At 70.4% G+C, this 13962-nt stretch carries 17 protein-coding genes; 4 read left to right on the plus strand and 13 right to left on the minus strand.

Features of this window, described 5'->3' with window-relative positions; all coding sequences use genetic code 11:
- The first annotated feature begins 104 nt into the window (after positions 1-104).
- Positions 105-770 (plus strand): hypothetical protein, encoded by a 666-nt coding sequence (locus ACF1A1_RS16195; RefSeq protein WP_392000366.1) that lies wholly within the window; start codon positions 105-107, stop codon positions 768-770.
- 267 nt (positions 771-1037) lie between these two features.
- On the opposite strand, the gene ACF1A1_RS16200 is transcribed toward ACF1A1_RS16195, so the two are convergent.
- Genes ACF1A1_RS16200 through ACF1A1_RS16215 form a run of 4 tightly spaced genes read right to left on the minus strand, consistent with a single transcriptional unit; the run spans position 1038 to position 4397 of the window.
- Positions 1038-1850 carry an ABC transporter ATP-binding protein gene (locus tag ACF1A1_RS16200; RefSeq protein ID WP_392000367.1) on the minus strand — a complete coding sequence of 271 codons (813 nt, stop codon included), beginning with the start codon at positions 1848-1850 and terminating at the stop codon, positions 1038-1040.
- A gap of 29 nt (positions 1851-1879) precedes the next feature.
- Positions 1880-2659 carry an ABC transporter permease gene (locus ACF1A1_RS16205; protein WP_392000369.1) on the minus strand — a complete coding sequence of 260 codons (780 nt, stop codon included), beginning with the start codon at positions 2657-2659 and terminating at the stop codon, positions 1880-1882.
- Complete coding sequence (locus tag ACF1A1_RS16210; RefSeq protein ID WP_392000371.1) at positions 2656-3429, minus strand: ABC transporter permease; 774 nt, start codon at positions 3427-3429, stop codon at positions 2656-2658. The genes ACF1A1_RS16205 and ACF1A1_RS16210 overlap by 4 nt, the downstream gene beginning before the upstream one ends.
- Positions 3426-4397 carry an ABC transporter substrate-binding protein gene (locus tag ACF1A1_RS16215; RefSeq protein WP_392000372.1) on the minus strand — a complete coding sequence of 324 codons (972 nt, stop codon included), beginning with the start codon at positions 4395-4397 and terminating at the stop codon, positions 3426-3428. The genes ACF1A1_RS16210 and ACF1A1_RS16215 overlap by 4 nt, the downstream gene beginning before the upstream one ends.
- A 150-nt stretch (positions 4398-4547) precedes the next feature.
- On the opposite strand from ACF1A1_RS16215, the gene ACF1A1_RS16220 reads away from it, so the two are divergent.
- On the plus strand, positions 4548-5420 hold the full coding sequence (locus ACF1A1_RS16220; RefSeq protein WP_392000374.1) for an IclR family transcriptional regulator C-terminal domain-containing protein: 873 nt from the start codon (positions 4548-4550) through the stop codon (positions 5418-5420).
- Here the strand turns inward: ACF1A1_RS16220 and ACF1A1_RS16225 are convergent.
- From ACF1A1_RS16225 to ACF1A1_RS16245, 5 genes are all read right to left on the minus strand, one after another.
- Positions 5335-6270, minus strand: a complete 936-nt coding sequence (locus ACF1A1_RS16225; RefSeq protein ID WP_392000376.1) for a PDR/VanB family oxidoreductase — start codon at positions 6268-6270, stop codon at positions 5335-5337. The genes ACF1A1_RS16220 and ACF1A1_RS16225 overlap by 86 nt on opposite strands.
- Complete coding sequence (locus ACF1A1_RS16230) at positions 6267-6482, minus strand: hypothetical protein (RefSeq protein WP_392000377.1); 216 nt, start codon at positions 6480-6482, stop codon at positions 6267-6269. The genes ACF1A1_RS16225 and ACF1A1_RS16230 overlap by 4 nt, the downstream gene beginning before the upstream one ends.
- Positions 6479-7546 carry a Rieske 2Fe-2S domain-containing protein gene (locus ACF1A1_RS16235; RefSeq protein ID WP_392000378.1) on the minus strand — a complete coding sequence of 356 codons (1068 nt, stop codon included), beginning with the start codon at positions 7544-7546 and terminating at the stop codon, positions 6479-6481. The genes ACF1A1_RS16230 and ACF1A1_RS16235 overlap by 4 nt, the downstream gene beginning before the upstream one ends.
- Before the next feature lie 76 nt (positions 7547-7622).
- The gene (locus ACF1A1_RS16240) at positions 7623-8420 is read right to left on the minus strand and encodes a PP2C family protein-serine/threonine phosphatase (RefSeq protein WP_392000710.1); all 798 of its coding nucleotides are present in this window, start codon (positions 8418-8420) and stop codon (positions 7623-7625) included.
- Positions 8421-8457: 37 nt separating this feature from the next.
- Positions 8458-8958, minus strand: a complete 501-nt coding sequence (locus tag ACF1A1_RS16245; protein WP_392000379.1) for a PaaI family thioesterase — start codon at positions 8956-8958, stop codon at positions 8458-8460.
- Between the two features lie 93 nt (positions 8959-9051).
- On the opposite strand from ACF1A1_RS16245, the gene ACF1A1_RS16250 reads away from it, so the two are divergent.
- Entirely contained in the window at positions 9052-9525 is a 474-nt protein-coding gene (locus ACF1A1_RS16250; protein ID WP_392000381.1) for a winged helix-turn-helix transcriptional regulator, read from the plus strand.
- A gap of 185 nt (positions 9526-9710) precedes the next feature.
- On the opposite strand, the gene ACF1A1_RS16255 is transcribed toward ACF1A1_RS16250, so the two are convergent.
- Positions 9711-10622, minus strand: a complete 912-nt coding sequence (locus ACF1A1_RS16255; RefSeq protein WP_392000382.1) for an alpha/beta hydrolase — start codon at positions 10620-10622, stop codon at positions 9711-9713.
- Positions 10623-10760: 138 nt separating this feature from the next.
- Complete coding sequence (locus tag ACF1A1_RS16260) at positions 10761-11774, minus strand: NADP-dependent oxidoreductase (protein WP_392000384.1); 1014 nt, start codon at positions 11772-11774, stop codon at positions 10761-10763.
- A 148-nt stretch (positions 11775-11922) separates the two neighbouring features.
- On the opposite strand from ACF1A1_RS16260, the gene ACF1A1_RS16265 reads away from it, so the two are divergent.
- The gene (locus tag ACF1A1_RS16265) at positions 11923-12396 is read left to right on the plus strand and encodes a winged helix-turn-helix transcriptional regulator (RefSeq protein ID WP_392000711.1); all 474 of its coding nucleotides are present in this window, start codon (positions 11923-11925) and stop codon (positions 12394-12396) included.
- 30 nt (positions 12397-12426) lie between these two features.
- Here ACF1A1_RS16265 and ACF1A1_RS16270 read toward each other — a convergent pair whose 3' ends face one another.
- Both ACF1A1_RS16270 and ACF1A1_RS16275 read right to left on the minus strand, forming a co-directional pair.
- A complete protein-coding gene (locus tag ACF1A1_RS16270) occupies positions 12427-12567 on the minus strand; it encodes a CGNR zinc finger domain-containing protein (RefSeq protein WP_392000712.1) in 141 nt (46 codons plus the stop codon).
- 90 nt (positions 12568-12657) lie between these two features.
- Positions 12658-13611: an electron transfer flavoprotein subunit alpha/FixB family protein gene (locus tag ACF1A1_RS16275; protein WP_392000385.1), complete on the minus strand. Its 954-nt coding sequence runs from the start codon at positions 13609-13611 to the stop codon at positions 12658-12660.
- Between the last annotated feature and the right edge of the window lie 351 nt (positions 13612-13962).

Here is a 13962-nt window from a genome sequence, read left to right on the forward strand (position 1 = left end):
CCGTCAACGAGCGTGGAATGCCACGATAGTTGACATGCCTCTCGTCGGGGCAGCAGGATCGGGGCGCCGCGTGAAGGCCCAGAGGCAAGAGGGGTGACCTCCCGATGGCATATCAGGCAGGTGGGCAGCGGCCGGTGCCGCGGCCCGTCCCCGAGCGTCCCGAGGCCCAGGCCTATCTCCAGGACTACGGCGTGTACCTGGAGGCCGTCCCGTTCCCGTCCGTCGTCCTCGACCACCGCTGGGACGTCGTCCTGGCCAACACCGCTTTCCGGACACTTTTCCGGGAGGTGGGCCCGCATCCGACGGCCCTGCCGGACGACAACTTCCTCCGGTTCGTCCTCTTCCACCCGGACGCGGCGTCGGTCCTCGGCGACCACGAGTCCAGCTGGTGCCTGCCGATGCTGGCCCGTTTCGCGGCGGCGCTGGAACGGCACGGCCACGACCACGGGCTCCAGGCGATCCGCCGTGAGATCGCGCAGGACCCGATCATGGAGGCCGCCTACCGGCAGGGCCTGCCGCACTGGATCCGCGCCGTCGGCGAGGAGGCCGTCGAGCACGACGGGGCCGTCCGCCCGCTGGTCCACCCCGACCCGCGCTGGGGCGCCACGCGGTGCCGGATCGTCGGCGAGACGCCGAGGACGTTGCAGGACATGGGATACACGCGGCTGACGATGGTGCTGCGCGAGGCCCCGGCGCCCGCGCCCCGCAGGGCGCGCCGTCCCCGCCGCGCCGCGGGGCACCTCAGCGTGGTCCCCGCCTCCGAGGCCTGACCGGGCACCGTCGGCGTTCAGGTCGCCGACGGCGCCCGGCTCGGCGCGCGCCCACATCGGCGAGGGCACCCACATCGGCGAGGGCACCCACGTCAGCGGGGGGACCTACGTCAGCGGGGCGCCCACATCGGTGAGGGCATCCCGGACGGTGGCGTTATCCAGGTCGGCGAGGGAACCCCCGGTCGGTGGCGGTACCCGGGGCGGCGAGGGCATCCCGGTCAGTAGCGGTACCCAGGTCGGTGGCGGTACCCGGGTCGGCGCGGGCCGTCACTTCAGTGGGTCGGGTGTGTCCGCCGGGGCCGCCTTCCGGGGTGTGGCGCGCTTCGCCGCCTGGATCTGCTCGTACACATGGGTGCGCAGCTCGGCGAAGCGCGGGGCGACCCGGGTGTGCAACTGGTCGCGTTCCGGCGGCAGATCGACCTTCAGCTGCTCCCGCACGACGGTCGGCGAGGCGGACAGGACGACGACCCGCTCACCGAGGTAGACGGCCTCGTCGATGTCGTGGGTGACGAACAGGATCGTGATGCCGCGCTCCCGCCACAGACCCCGCACGAGGTCCTCCAGCTCGGCGCGGGTCTGCGCGTCGACGGCCGCGAACGGCTCGTCCATCAGCAGGACCTGGGGCTCGTAGGCGAGCGCCCGCGCGATCGCCACCCGCTGCTGCATACCGCCCGACAACTGCCACGGGTACGCGGGGGAGGCGTCGGCGAGTCCGACCGACTCCAGCGCGTCGGCGACCAGCTCCCGGCGCCGGGCCTTGCCCAACCCCTTCTGCTTCAGCGGGAGTTCCACGTTCTGGCCGACCCGCATCCACGGGAACAGGCTGCGCCCGTACTCCTGGAACACGAACGCCATGCCCGGCGGCGGACCGGTCACCCTGCGTCCCGCCAGCAGGACTTCACCGGCCGTCGGCGTCAGCAGACCGCCGACGCACTTCAGCAGCGTCGTCTTGCCGCAGCCCGACGGGCCGACGAGACAGACGAGTTCGCCGGCGTCGACGGTGAAGGTGAGGTCCCGTACCGCCTCCACGCGCCGCCCGGACCCCTCGTAGACCTTCTTCAGGCCGCGTACGTCGAGCATGCCCTGCCCTTTCGAACCGTTCGAGGACGTCACCGGGACCGCCGGGCGGCGGCGCGCAGACCGTGGTACCAGCCGAGCGCGCGCCGCTCGACCAGGTGGAAGAGGACCGACAGGACGAAGCCGAGCAGGCCGAGCACCAGGATTCCGGTCCACATGCCCGGGATGGCGAAGCCGCGCTGGAACTGCACGATGGTGAAGCCGAGTCCGTTGCTGGCGGCGAACATCTCGCTGATGACCATCAGGATGATCCCGATGGACAGCGCCTGCCGCAGGCCCGCGAAGATCTGCGGGCTCGCCGAGCGCAGCACGAGGTCCCTGATCCGCGCGACGCCCGAGATGCCGTACGAGCGGGCCGTCTCCGCCATCACCGGGTCCACCGCCCGTACGCCCTCGACGGTGTTGAGCAGCACCGGCCACACGCAGCCGGCCGCGATCACCACGACCTTCATGGTGTCGCCGATGCCCGCGAACAGCATGATGACCGGCACCAGGACGGGCGGTGGCACCGCCCGCAGGAACTCCAGGACCGGCTCGCACACCGCCCGCACCCGCCGGTGGGAGCCGATGACCGTGCCCAGCGCGATCCCGGCGACGGCCGCCAGCGCGTAACCGCCCGCGAGCCGCAGGACGCTCGGCAGCACGTCCGAGCGCAGCCGCTCGGCCGTCCACACGTCCGGGAAGGTCTCCAGGATCGTCCGCAGCGGCGGCCAGTACACGTCGGTGCTGTCCGCGGACGCCGCCCACCAGAGCGCGACCAGAACGGCCGGCAGGGCGAGCAGCAGCACCAGCCGCAGCAACAGGCGTTTCACACCGCCACCTCCCCGCGCACCGACTGGTGCCAGGCCAGCGCCCGCCGCTCCACCGTCCGCGCGCCCACGTTGATCAGCAGGCCGAGCAGTCCGGCGACGACGATCAGCGCGTACATCTCCGGCACGGCCTGCGAGGTCTGGGCGACCGCGATGCGCGCGCCCAGCCCGGGCGCGCCGATGACGAGTTCGGCGGTGATGGCGAGGATCAGGGCGACCGCCGCCGCGAGCCGCACGCCGGTCATGACGTACGGCAGCGCGGTCGGCCACAGTACGTGCCGGACGCGCGCCCAGGGGCCGAGGCCGTAGGAGCGGGCCGTGTCCTCCGCGACCGGGTCGACGTCCTGGACGCCGTACAGGACCTGGATGAGGACCTGCCAGAAGGACGCGTAGACGACGAGGAGGAGGACCGAGCGCAGTTCGGTGCCGTACAGCAGGACGGCCAGGGGGATCAGGGCGACCGAGGGGATGGGGCGCAGGAACTCGATCGTCGACGCCGTCGCCTCGCGCAGGTACGGGACGACGGAGATCACCACTCCGGCCACGATCCCCGCGCCGACCGCGATCACCAGGCCCAGGGCCCAGCCGGTCAGGGTGTCGCCGAGGGCCGTCCAGAAGGCGCTGTCGGCGAGTTCGTCGCCGAGCGCCCCGGCGATCCGGCTCGTCGGCGGGAAGTAGGCCTCCTCGACCAGGCCGAGCCGCGGCACCGCCTCGCCCAGGGCGAGGAAGGCCGCGAGCCCGGCCGAGCCGAGCGCGAGGTTCTCGCCCCTCACGGCAGCAGCGTGTCCAGGTCGGGGTCCGAGCTGAACAGACCGTCCTCGTCGCCCAGCTTCCGGAGCGCCTCGATGGAGGAACGGTTCGCTTCGGCGGGCCACTTGGGCAGCGTCACCTGCTCCAGCACCGAGGCCGGGATCTTGGTGTACGTGGTGACGATCTGCCGGACCTCGTCCGGGTGCGCGTCGGCGTAGGCCAGGGACTCGGCCGTGGCCTGCTGGAACTTCTTCACCACGTCCGGGTTCTGCTGCGCGTACCGGGTGGAGGTGAAGTACATGGCGACGGTGAGGTCCGGGGCGACGTCGACCAGCGGTGAGGCGATCTCCACACCGCCCTGGCCCTTGACGGTGGCGAGGGCGGGCTCGACGACCATCGCGGCGTCGATCCGCCCGCCGTCGAGGGCGGCGGGCATCTGGTCGAAGGGCAGCTCGACGAACTTCACCTGGTCCGGGTCGCCGCCCGCCTTGCGCACCGAGGCGCGCACCGCGGTCTCGTTGATGTTCTTCAGGGTGTTGATGGCGACCTTCCTGCCCTCCAGGTCCTTCGCGGACTTGACCGGGCTGCCCTTCTTCACGGTGATCGCCCCGAAGTCCTCGCCCTGGACGCCGGTGGAGGCGATGCCGTTCGCGACGGCCCGCACGGGAACGCTGTTGGACTGGGCGACCATCAGGGACGTCATGTTGCTGAAGCCGAACTGGAACTGGCCGCTGACGACGCCCGGCACGATCGCCGCGCCGCCCTGCGCGGTCGTGATCGACAGCTTCAGGCCCTGTTCGGCGTAGAAGCCCTTCTGGACGCCGAGGTAGACGGGCGCGACGTCGACGATGGGAATCAGGCCGATTTTCACGGTGGTGGTGCCTGCGGACGACGTGCCCTTGCCCGACGAGCCGGAGCCGTCGGACGAGCCACAGGCCGCCGTGGCGAGCAGGAAGGCGCCGGCCGCGAGACCGGCGAACAGACGACGCATGACTCCTCCTGTGCAGACAAAGGTGTTCCGACAGGCTGTGCGCACACCGCACAGTAGTGCTCAACTGGCGTGCGGGGAACGGAGAACCACGCGTTCGACGGCGTCAATGGGCTTGACCGACGAGGTTGTTGACAGTTTGGGGGGTGGGGGATGTCCACCGAAGGGGCCCGGGCACCGCATTTCGTGAGGTCCTTCGAGCGGGGCCTCGCGGTCATCCGCTCCTTCGACGCCGAGCACCCCGCGCGCACCCTCAGCGACGTCGCCCGCGCCTGCGGCCTGACCCGCGCCGCCGCCCGCCGGCTGCTGCTCACCCTCGCCGACCTCGGCTACGTCCACGGCGACGGCCGCCTCTTCCGGCTCACCCCGCGCGTCCTGGAGCTCGGCTACGCCTACCTCGCCGGCCTGACGCTGCCCGAGCTGGCGCAGCCGCACCTGGAGCGACTCGTCACCGAGGTGGGGGAGTCGTCGTCGCTGTGCGTCCTCGACGGCGACGACATCGTCTACGTCGCCCGGGTGCCGACCCGGCGCATCATGTCGGCCACGATCACCGTGGGCACCCGTTTCCCGGCCCACGTCACCTCCGTCGGCCGGGTGATGCTCGCCGATCTGCCCGAGCAGGACGTCGACGCCCGCCTCGCCCGCACCGAGTTGCGTCCCCTGACCGCGCGCACCCTCGTCTCACCGCGGGCGCTGCGGGCCGAACTCGACCGCGTGCGGCGGCGGGGATACGCCCTCGTCGACCAGGAGCTGGAGGAGGGGCTGCGCTCGGTGGGCGCCCCGGTGCGGGACCGGGGCGGCACGGTGGTGGCCGGCGTGAACATCGCCGTCCACGCCGGCCGCACCTCACTCGCCGCCGTCCGCCGCGATCTGCTGCCGCACCTGCTCGCGGCCGTGGCACGGATCGAGGCGGACCTGCGGGTCACCCAGCCGGCGGGGCTCACAGATCCAGGACGAGGCGCTTCCCCCGGCACCGCGACACACAGATCATCATCGTCTCCCCGGCCTGACGCTCCTGAGGCGTGAGCACGGAGTCCCGGTGGTCCGGAGTGCCCTCCAGCACGTCCGTCTCGCACGTGCCGCACGTCCCCTCCGTGCAGGAGAAGAGCACCTCGACCCCGGCGGCCCGGACGGCGTCCAGCAGGGAGACGCCGGGCGCGACGGTCAGCGTCCGGCCGCTCTGCGCCAGCTCGACCTCGAACTCGGCGTCCTCGCCCGCCGGTTGCTCCTTCGGCTGGAACCGCTCGACGTGCAGCGCCCCGGAGGGGCAGCGCGCCTCGACCGCGTCGAGCAGCGGACCGGGACCGCAGCAGTAGACGAGGGTGCCCTCCGGCAGGTCGTCGAGCACCGGGCCGAGGTCGAGCAGCCCGGTCTCGTCCTGAGGAGCGACGGTCACCCGGTCTCCGTACGCCGCCAGCTCCTCGGTGAACGCCATGGAGGCGCGGCTGCGGCCGCCGTACAGGAGGCTCCACTCGGCGCCCGCCGCCTCGGCCGCCGCCAGCATCGGCAGGAGGGGGGTGATGCCGATGCCGCCCGCGACGAAGCGGTAGCGGGGGGCCGGCAGGAGGGCGAAGTGGTTGCGCGGACCGCGCACCCGCACCTTGTCGCCCTCCCCCAACCGGCCGTGCACGTACGCCGATCCGCCCCGCCCGTCGGGTTCGCGCAGCACCGCGATCCGCCAGGCGTCACGGTCGGCCGGGTCGCCGCACAGCGAGTACTGCCGCTCCAGCCCCGGGCCGAGGACGACGTCGACGTGGGCGCCCGGCTCCCAGGCCGGGAGCGGCTCGCCCAGCGGGTGGCGCAGGGTCAGGGCGAGCACGCCGTCGGCCGCGAACTCCCGGCCCGCTACGACGAGATCGGTTTCATGGACGGTCATGAGCTGTGTCCTCGCGGCTCGTGTCCTCGTGGTTCGATCCCCTGCGGCGCGTTCCCTTGCGGATCGTGTCCTTGCGGGTGGGCGAGCATCCACTCCCACATCTCGACGGGGTCCTGCGAGGTGTGCTCGCGGCCGCAGTGACAGGTGCCGTGCAGGACGTCCGTGCCGGGCAGCCAGTCGATGCGGTAGACCTCGCCGGTCGGTGCGGTCACTGGACCTTCTCCATGGGCTTCTCGCCCTGCTCGACCAGCCGGGCGAGGATACGGCGGGCGGCCAGACCACCGGTGTCGATGTTGATGCTCAGCTCCTGGTAGCCGGTGCGTTCGGTGCCGAGCGTCCGCTGCAGCAGGTTGAGCGCGTCGACGTCCTGCATGACGACGGTGTGGTTGTTGCCGCGCAGGAACTCGGTGACCTCCTCGTCGTCCGTCGCCCAGTCCCGCGAGACCATCCAGAAGTCGTACACCTTGCCGTCCGAGGACGGGGTGATCGCGTACGTGATCTCGGTGTGGAAGCCGTTCGGGTCGCTGCCGTCGGCCTCCGGCAGGACGCCCACCGGCGCGATCCGGCTGTGCAGCAGGTACAGGCAGGGCGCGTGGTACTCGATGTCCTGCCAGCGCGTGATCCGGCCCTCGATGCCGGTCGAACGGGCGTAGAACGGCGGGCACTCGGCGTCGTCCATGTGCCGGCTCACCCGCACGATGCCCGCGCCCTCGTCCACCTCGGTGGTGATCGGCGTCTCCGCGACCTCCGGGGTGCCGATGTACCCGCCGTGCAGGTACGTCTCGTGGGACAGGTCGAGGAGGTTGTCGACGAGCAGTCCGTAGTCGGCGTCGATGGGCTCCATGCCGCGGACGGTGGTCCAGCCGGGGGAGTCGAGGTGACGGGCGCGCGGAATCGTCTGCGGGTCGGCGAGCGCCGGGTCGCCGATCCACACCCACACCAGGGAGTCCTGCTCGACGACCGGGTAGGAGGCCACCCGCGCGGTGCGCGGGACGCGTTTCTGCCCCGGCACGTAGACGCACGTGCCGGTCGTGTCGTACGTGAAGCCGTGGTAGCCGCACACGATCCGGTCGCCGTCGAGGCGGCTCTCGGAGAGCGGGAACCGGCGGTGCACACAGCGGTCGTGCAGCGCGACGGGCGTCCCCTCCTCCTGCGTCCGGTAGAGGACGAGCGGCTCACCGAGGACCGTCCGGCCGAGCAACTCCTCGCGCCCGACCTCGTGACTGTAGGCGGCGACGTACCACTGGTTCCTGGCGAAGGCGGTCATGTGAGGCATGGGGGCTGGCTCCCGTCTCTCTGTCGTGGCTACATCGTCCGGAGGGGGCTCAGCGGGGCGCAATACGGCTTCCGTCTCACGGAAGGTCCGATGTAAAAGACCTGTTCAGAGGGCTTATCTGGATACGGTCTCGGTGCTCCACCCGCGGGGACTGCGCAGCCGCGCCTTCTGTTCTTCGCTCACTACTCAAGTCGCTGCGGTGTCGATGATTTGCAACGAGTGACTGATTTGGTGTCTTTGTGACTAGTTCTTGGCTGCATATGGCTGGTACATCGGCAGAACCTGCGTACCTGCCTCGCCTCTCGAGCCGGCGGCTGGCACGGGTGCGGGTGGCTGCCACGGCCGACGGGTCACGCGGCACCTGCTGACCGACCATGCTGTCGGCGTCGAGGACATGGACGCGTACCAGGAGGAGCGCGGCGTCGTCCTCGGTCAAGCCGGCAGACCGTGCGGCGGCGAGCGAGTCGCAGGTTTCGGCGAGACTCGTGCGCCCGCGGTCCATCGCTCGGGCCAGAGCCTTCAGTCCCACGTCGGCGTCGTGAGCCCTGTCCTGCGCCGGGCCGTCCGTGTGGAAGGCGATTCGGCTGCCCTCGGGAAGGTGGATGTCGGTGGATTCGAAGGGCAGCCCGCCGTTCCCGAGCAGTGGGCCGACGGGCAGATCGAGGGGCGCCGACTGTCCGGTGACAGCGACCACGGGTGAAGGGTGCCCGGCGCCGGCGACCGAGAAGGTGCCGCTGACGGGGTCATGGACGCCGTACAGACAGGTGGTGCCCAGTGCCGGGTCTTCGAAGGGGGGAATGAAAGGTCGGTGAATGCCGATATGAGCTTGGACGACGAGGTCGTCCAGGCGGGCCAGAAGCTCGTCGGGCGTCAGGTCGAGGGCGGCGAGTGCTCGTACCGAGCCGTCCCATTCACCCTTGAGGGGGCGGAACCGGGAAGAGCAGGCAGCTACTGGTGGCGTGGGCGAGCAGACGGTCTTTCGTGTCCACCAACTGCGCTTGACCGAGGGCGGTTTGGCGGCCCTTGTTGACAACCGTGCCGACGGCGCGCACCGTTCCCGTCTCCGCGGTGATCCGCCGTAGGAACTTCACCGTCAGGTCGAGTGAGGTGTACGCCATGCCTTGCGGGAGGGTGGTCTGGACGGCGCATCCCGCGGCGGAGTCGAGCAGGGTGGCGAAGATGCCGCCGTGCACGCTGCCGATCGGGTTGTAGTGCTCCTCGCCCGGCGTCAGGGAGAAGACCACCCTGCCGGGCTCCACCTCGTCCAGGCGGAGGTCGATGGCGTGGCCGATGGGCGCCCCCGGCAGTCGCCCCGCCTGCAACTCGCGCAGGAAGTCGAGGCCGGCCATGCGTCCGGCGGCTTCCGCCGAGACCGCGGGATCTTCCCATTGGTACGTACGTGTTCGTCCCACGATCGAGCGCCTTCCCATCTGGCTTTTGCAAGTGAAGCTAGCTTCCGGCTCGCCTGACTGTCAATGACGAAGCCAGGCTCTTACGATGGCCGAATGGAGTGGCTTGAGACGAGCACGGAGAACTGCCCCGTCCAGCGCACGCTCGACGTGGTCGGAGAGAAATGGACGCTGCTGATCCTGCGGGACGCCGTCAACGGAGTCCGCCGCTTCGACGACTTCCACCGCCACATCGGCCTGTCGGAGGCCGTCCTCAGCGACCGCCTGAGGAAGCTGATCGCGGCCGGCATCCTGAAGGCGGTCCCCTACCGGGAGCCGGGCAGCCGTTCCCGCAACGAGTACCACCTGACCCGCAAGGGCTGGGGCCTGTGGCCCGTCCTGATGGCGCTGAGGCAGTGGGGCGAGGCGTACGCCCTCGACTCCGAGGGTCCTGTGCTGGACGTTCGCCACACCGACTGCGATGCTCCGGTCCGCGTCGTCGTCGAGTGCTCCGAGGGGCACTCCTCTCTCACCGCCGAGCACGTCACCGCCCGGCTGGGACCGAGTGCCCGGTTTCGGTCGCACTCTTGATGACGCGCGTGCCCTCGATGTCGCAGAAGGCGGAGACGACCGCCTTGAGGGCCGCGTCATCGATACGGACGGCGAGTTCTCACGGGGCGAACCCGCCGAAGGCGGCCGAGTGGATCGCGCCGATACGTGCGCAGGCCGGCATCGCGATCGTCGTCACGTTCGGGCCCTGCGTGTCGGGTCCTTGCTCAGGTGCCCAGGTGCCGGCGAAGCCACTGGCCCATCTGCTGGATGGCCCGGTCGATCTCGGGCACGCGTCCCGCGCCCAGGATGAACGAGTGCTGTCCTTCGGGCAGCGGGTGGACCTCGGAGGTGACCTTGAAGTCCGCGAGGCGGCGGGCGAGCCGGGCGCCGTCGTCGGCGAGGGTCTCGTGTTCGCCGTAGTGGACGGTGGTGGGCGGCAGACCGGTCAGGTCGGCGTTCACGAGGCTGATCCCGGGGGCGGCGAAGTCCACTCCGGGCTCCTGCAGCCAGGATGCCCGGAAGAGCTCGAGGATGCTTCTGCTGAGCATCTTGTCGTTGTCCTCGTTCTCGTCCACGGATGCGTTCTGGAGGGTGAGGTCGGTCCACGGGGAGACGCTGACGATCGCGCCCGGGGCTGCCTCGCCCTTCGCGAGCAGTCGCAGCGGCAGCATCACGGCGAGGGTGCCGCCGATCGAGTGGCCCGTGCTGCCGATGTTCCGCGGCTCGTAGCCCTGGGAGAGCAGCCATCGGTAGGCGGTCTCGGCGTCGTCGAGCTGTGCCGGGTAGGGGTGTTCGGGTGCCAGGCGGAAGTCCACGACGAGGGAGCGGGCGCCGGCGGCCTTGGCTATGTGGCCGGCGGCCTTGCGGTCCGAGTGCATCGAGGCGGTGACCGACCCGCCGAAGTGGAAGTGGAGCAGCGTGCGGTCGGGGTGGGCGTCCTCGGGAATGCACCACAGGGCGGGGACACCGCCCGCGTCGACTTCGGCGTAGGTGACGCCTTCCGGTTCGGCCGACGCCCGGTGGTTCGTCTCGACGATGTCGCGGATGACGGCGAGGTCGAGGCCCGGTGTCGAGGCCTTCGCGCTCACGCTCCCGAGGAACCGTGCGAACTGCTGTGCCTCTGGGCTTGCTCCCATGGTGGTGCTCCTTCGTGGTTCGGTGCCACGCCCGCTGCTCGCGGGGGACTGGTTGATGTGCCGGTCATGACGCCATGAGATGAGTGCGGAAAAGTAAACCCAGAGGGGATGGCGGGCAGAAGTGTGCAGGCGGCCGGGTCAGTCGTTGTCGGGCGCCATGGAGACCACGACCTTGCCGGCCCTGGTCCGGCGCTGCTCGACGTACGCCAACGCCTCGAGCGTCTGGTCGAACGGGAAGACCGTGTCGATGACCGGGCGGAGCTTCCCGCTGTCGTACAGGGCGCTGAGCTTGCGCAGCTGGGAGCCGTTGGCCTGCATGAAGAAGAACTCGTAGCGCACTCCAAGTGCGTTGGCCTGCTTGCGGACCTTGCGGCTGAGGGCGTTCATGAGTGCACCCAGGGGGGAAGGGGCTCCCAGCTGCTTGGCGAACTCGGCGTCCGGCGGGCCGACGACGCCGATGGCCAGGCCGCCGGGCTTCAGCACGGTCAGCGACTTCTCCAGGTTCGCCCCGCCCAGGGAGTCCAGTACCAGGTCGTAGCCGGACAGCGTCTTCGAGAAGTCTTCCTTGGCGTAGTCGACGACGACGTCGGCGCCAAGGCTCCTGACCAGCTTCTCGGAGTCGGTCCCTGCCGTCGTCGCCACCGTGGCGCCGAGGTGCTTGGCGAGCTGGATGGCCGTCGATCCGAGGCCCCCGGCACCGGCGTGGACGAGCACCTTCTGGCCCGGCCCAAGACGGGCGCGGTCGACGAGGATCTGCCAGGCGGCCAGGGCCACGAGAGGCACCGCGGCTGCCTCCTGGGAGGTGAGCGAGGCCGGCTTGGGCGCGACGTCGTCCTCGTCGATGGCGATGAACTCCGCGAAACCGCCGATCCGAAGGTCGCGCGGACGGGCGTAGACCTCGTCTCCGACCTTGAAACCGCGTACGGCGGAGCCGACCCGCACCACGACACCGGCCACGTCGTGGCCCAGCACGAACGGGCGCCTGTACTTCAGGAGGTGCTTGAACTCGCCGTTGCGGACCATTGTGTCCAACGGGTTGATGCCGGCGGCCCTCACTTGCACCAGGACATCGCGGTCCCGGACGGCGGGCTCGGGTACCTGTGCGGCGCGTGCGCCGTCCTTGCCGTACTTCGCGACGACGAATGCCTTCATGCCGGCCGCCTTACTGGGTGATCTTCTCGGTGGTCGATGCGCGTCCCGCACCGGCCGTGACGCTACTAGCTGAGTATATGAAAGTAAACTCAGAGGGGCTTAGTATCACCCCATGGACGCGTGGACCGAAGCTGTTCAGGAGGCCGGCATGGACCCCCGTCTCGACCGGGACGTGTCGAACTGCTCCATCGCGCGGACCCTCGAGATCGTGGGGGAGAAGTGGACGATCCTGATCCTGCGCGAGGTCTGGTACGGCTCGTCCCGCTTCAGCGACTTCGAACGTGTCCTGGGCTGTCCTCGCAACCTCCTCGCGGCGCGGCTTCGGATGCTCGTGGAAGAAGGGATCCTGGCCACCGAGACCTACAAGGAGCCCGGCTCGCGGAGCCGGCCCAAGTACGTGATCACTCCCAAGGGCATGGATCTGGTACCGGCCGTGCTGGGGCTCCTGCAGTGGGGTGACCGATACCGTGCCGACCCTGAGGGGCCCGCCGTGCTGGCGAGGCACCGCGCATGCGGCGCGTACGTCGACGTCCAGATCCGCTGCGAAGAAGGGCATGCCGTACCGGCGGAAGACATCGAGAGCGTTCCCGGCCCCGCCTTTCGTATGAAGCCCGCCGGGTGAGCCGAGCACCACCGCGCATGGCGTTCCGTATCAGGTCCTCCGTCGGCTCCATGGGGCGGGCTCACTCCCGCCGGATCGGGCCTGGCGGGGGCGGGCCCTGGTGCGGTTGCCACAGGCGGGCATGGAGCACCGGTGGCGGATGCGAGTGGGGGAGCGGTCGAGAAGGCGCAGGGCACACGTCCTGACCGCGTTCCGCGGCTGCGACGAGACGAGGAGTGCGGGCGGAAGTGGAGCGACACCGACCGGGACGCCGGGAGGCGATCAGCCCTTGCGGGTCTTGATCTCCTGGGTCAGGGCCGAGACGACGTCGAAGAGGCCGCCGACGACGCCGTAGCCGACGAGGTCGCAGACCGGGGCCTCGTCGTCCTTGTTGATCGGCACGATCGTCTTCGAGATCTGCATACCGGCGCGGTGCTGGATCGCACCGGAGATGCCGGAAGCGATGTACGTCTGCGGCGAGACGCTCTGGCCGGTCTGGCGGGCCTGGCTGGTGCGCGGGAACCAGCCCGCGTCCACCGCGGCACGCGAGGCGCCGACGCCGCGCCGAGCGAGTCGGCGAGCGCCTCGATGATCGCGAAGTGCGCCGTTGACGCCACGCCCACCGGAGACCACGATCGCGGCCTCGGTCAGCTCCGGACAACCCGTCGACTCACGCGGCGTACGGCCGGTGACCTTGGCGCTGGTGGCCGCGCGAAGAAGGCCACGGACACGGCCTCGACGATGCCCGCAGCCGGGGCGGCCTCGACGGCGGTGCTGTTGGGGTTGACCACGATGACCTTGGTGCCCTTGGAGACACGGGACTGGTGGTGAAGGACGCGGCGAACACCGACTGCGTGGCCACCGGCCGGAGCCGCCGGCCTTCAGGTCGACGGCATCGGTGATGATGCCGGAGCCCGGTCGCAGCGCGAGACGGGCGGCGATCTCCTTGCCCTCGGCGGAGGACGGCACCAGCACGGCGGCCGGGAACACAGCCTCGTGCGCGGCCTGGAGGGCGTCGACCTTCGGGACGACCAGGTAGTCGGCGTACTCGGTGGCCTCGGGGGTGAGGACCTTCACCGCACCGTGCTCGGCGAGCGTGGCGGCGGTGCCGGCGACGCCGCCTCCCGGCTCGACGGCGACCGGCTCGCCGGTGTGGCGGGCCAGGGTCAGCAGTTCCAGGGTGGGCTTGCGGACGGCGCCGTCCGCGTGGTCGAGGTAGACGAGGACTTCAGCCATGGTTCTTCCCTCCTGTTTGCGAAAGCTGAGGGGTGGTCGGCGAATACCGGGCTCAGGCGACGTTTGCACTGCACTGTCTCGCCTGCGTTCGGTGACGCTGCTGATCGCGCGGGCCTACGGATCGTTCCGGCTCGGCTCTGCATCGGCCGAATGGCTGAGACGGCGACGGGACGGGTTGTCGGTTTGAGGCGTGTAGAGCCGGCGAGAGGATCGCCCACTCCTGCCTCCTTCCGAGGCGGCTTCTCCTGCGCGTCATCCACGGAGCTGACGCAATGCCATACCAGAGGATGACGAGGCCCGCTCGGACATCAGCCTCAGGCGGTCAGTACTTCGGCTGATCCGGAGGGTGCG

Source organism: Streptomyces sp. NPDC014995 (assembly GCF_043080745.1).
Classification (GTDB): Bacteria; Actinomycetota; Actinomycetes; order Streptomycetales; family Streptomycetaceae; genus Streptomyces.

Coding starts and splice junctions, on each gene's coding strand:
- ACF1A1_RS16250 (WP_392000381.1), top strand. CDS start 9,052: ATGGAGTGGCTTGAGACGAGCACGGAGAACTGCCCCGTCCAGCGCACG.
- ACF1A1_RS16255 (WP_392000382.1), bottom strand. CDS start 10,622: ATGGGAGCAAGCCCAGAGGCACAGCAGTTCGCACGGTTCCTCGGGAGC.
- ACF1A1_RS16235 (WP_392000378.1), bottom strand. CDS start 7,546: ATGCCTCACATGACCGCCTTCGCCAGGAACCAGTGGTACGTCGCCGCC.
- ACF1A1_RS16215 (WP_392000372.1), bottom strand. CDS start 4,397: ATGCGTCGTCTGTTCGCCGGTCTCGCGGCCGGCGCCTTCCTGCTCGCC.
- ACF1A1_RS16195 (WP_392000366.1), top strand. CDS start 105: ATGGCATATCAGGCAGGTGGGCAGCGGCCGGTGCCGCGGCCCGTCCCC.
- ACF1A1_RS16225 (WP_392000376.1), bottom strand. CDS start 6,270: ATGACCGTCCATGAAACCGATCTCGTCGTAGCGGGCCGGGAGTTCGCG.
- ACF1A1_RS16260 (WP_392000384.1), bottom strand. CDS start 11,774: ATGAAGGCATTCGTCGTCGCGAAGTACGGCAAGGACGGCGCACGCGCC.
- ACF1A1_RS16265 (WP_392000711.1), top strand. CDS start 11,923: ATGGACCCCCGTCTCGACCGGGACGTGTCGAACTGCTCCATCGCGCGG.
- ACF1A1_RS16220 (WP_392000374.1), top strand. CDS start 4,548: ATGTCCACCGAAGGGGCCCGGGCACCGCATTTCGTGAGGTCCTTCGAG.
- ACF1A1_RS16200 (WP_392000367.1), bottom strand. CDS start 1,850: ATGCTCGACGTACGCGGCCTGAAGAAGGTCTACGAGGGGTCCGGGCGG.
- ACF1A1_RS16275 (WP_392000385.1), bottom strand. CDS start 13,611: ATGGCTGAAGTCCTCGTCTACCTCGACCACGCGGACGGCGCCGTCCGC.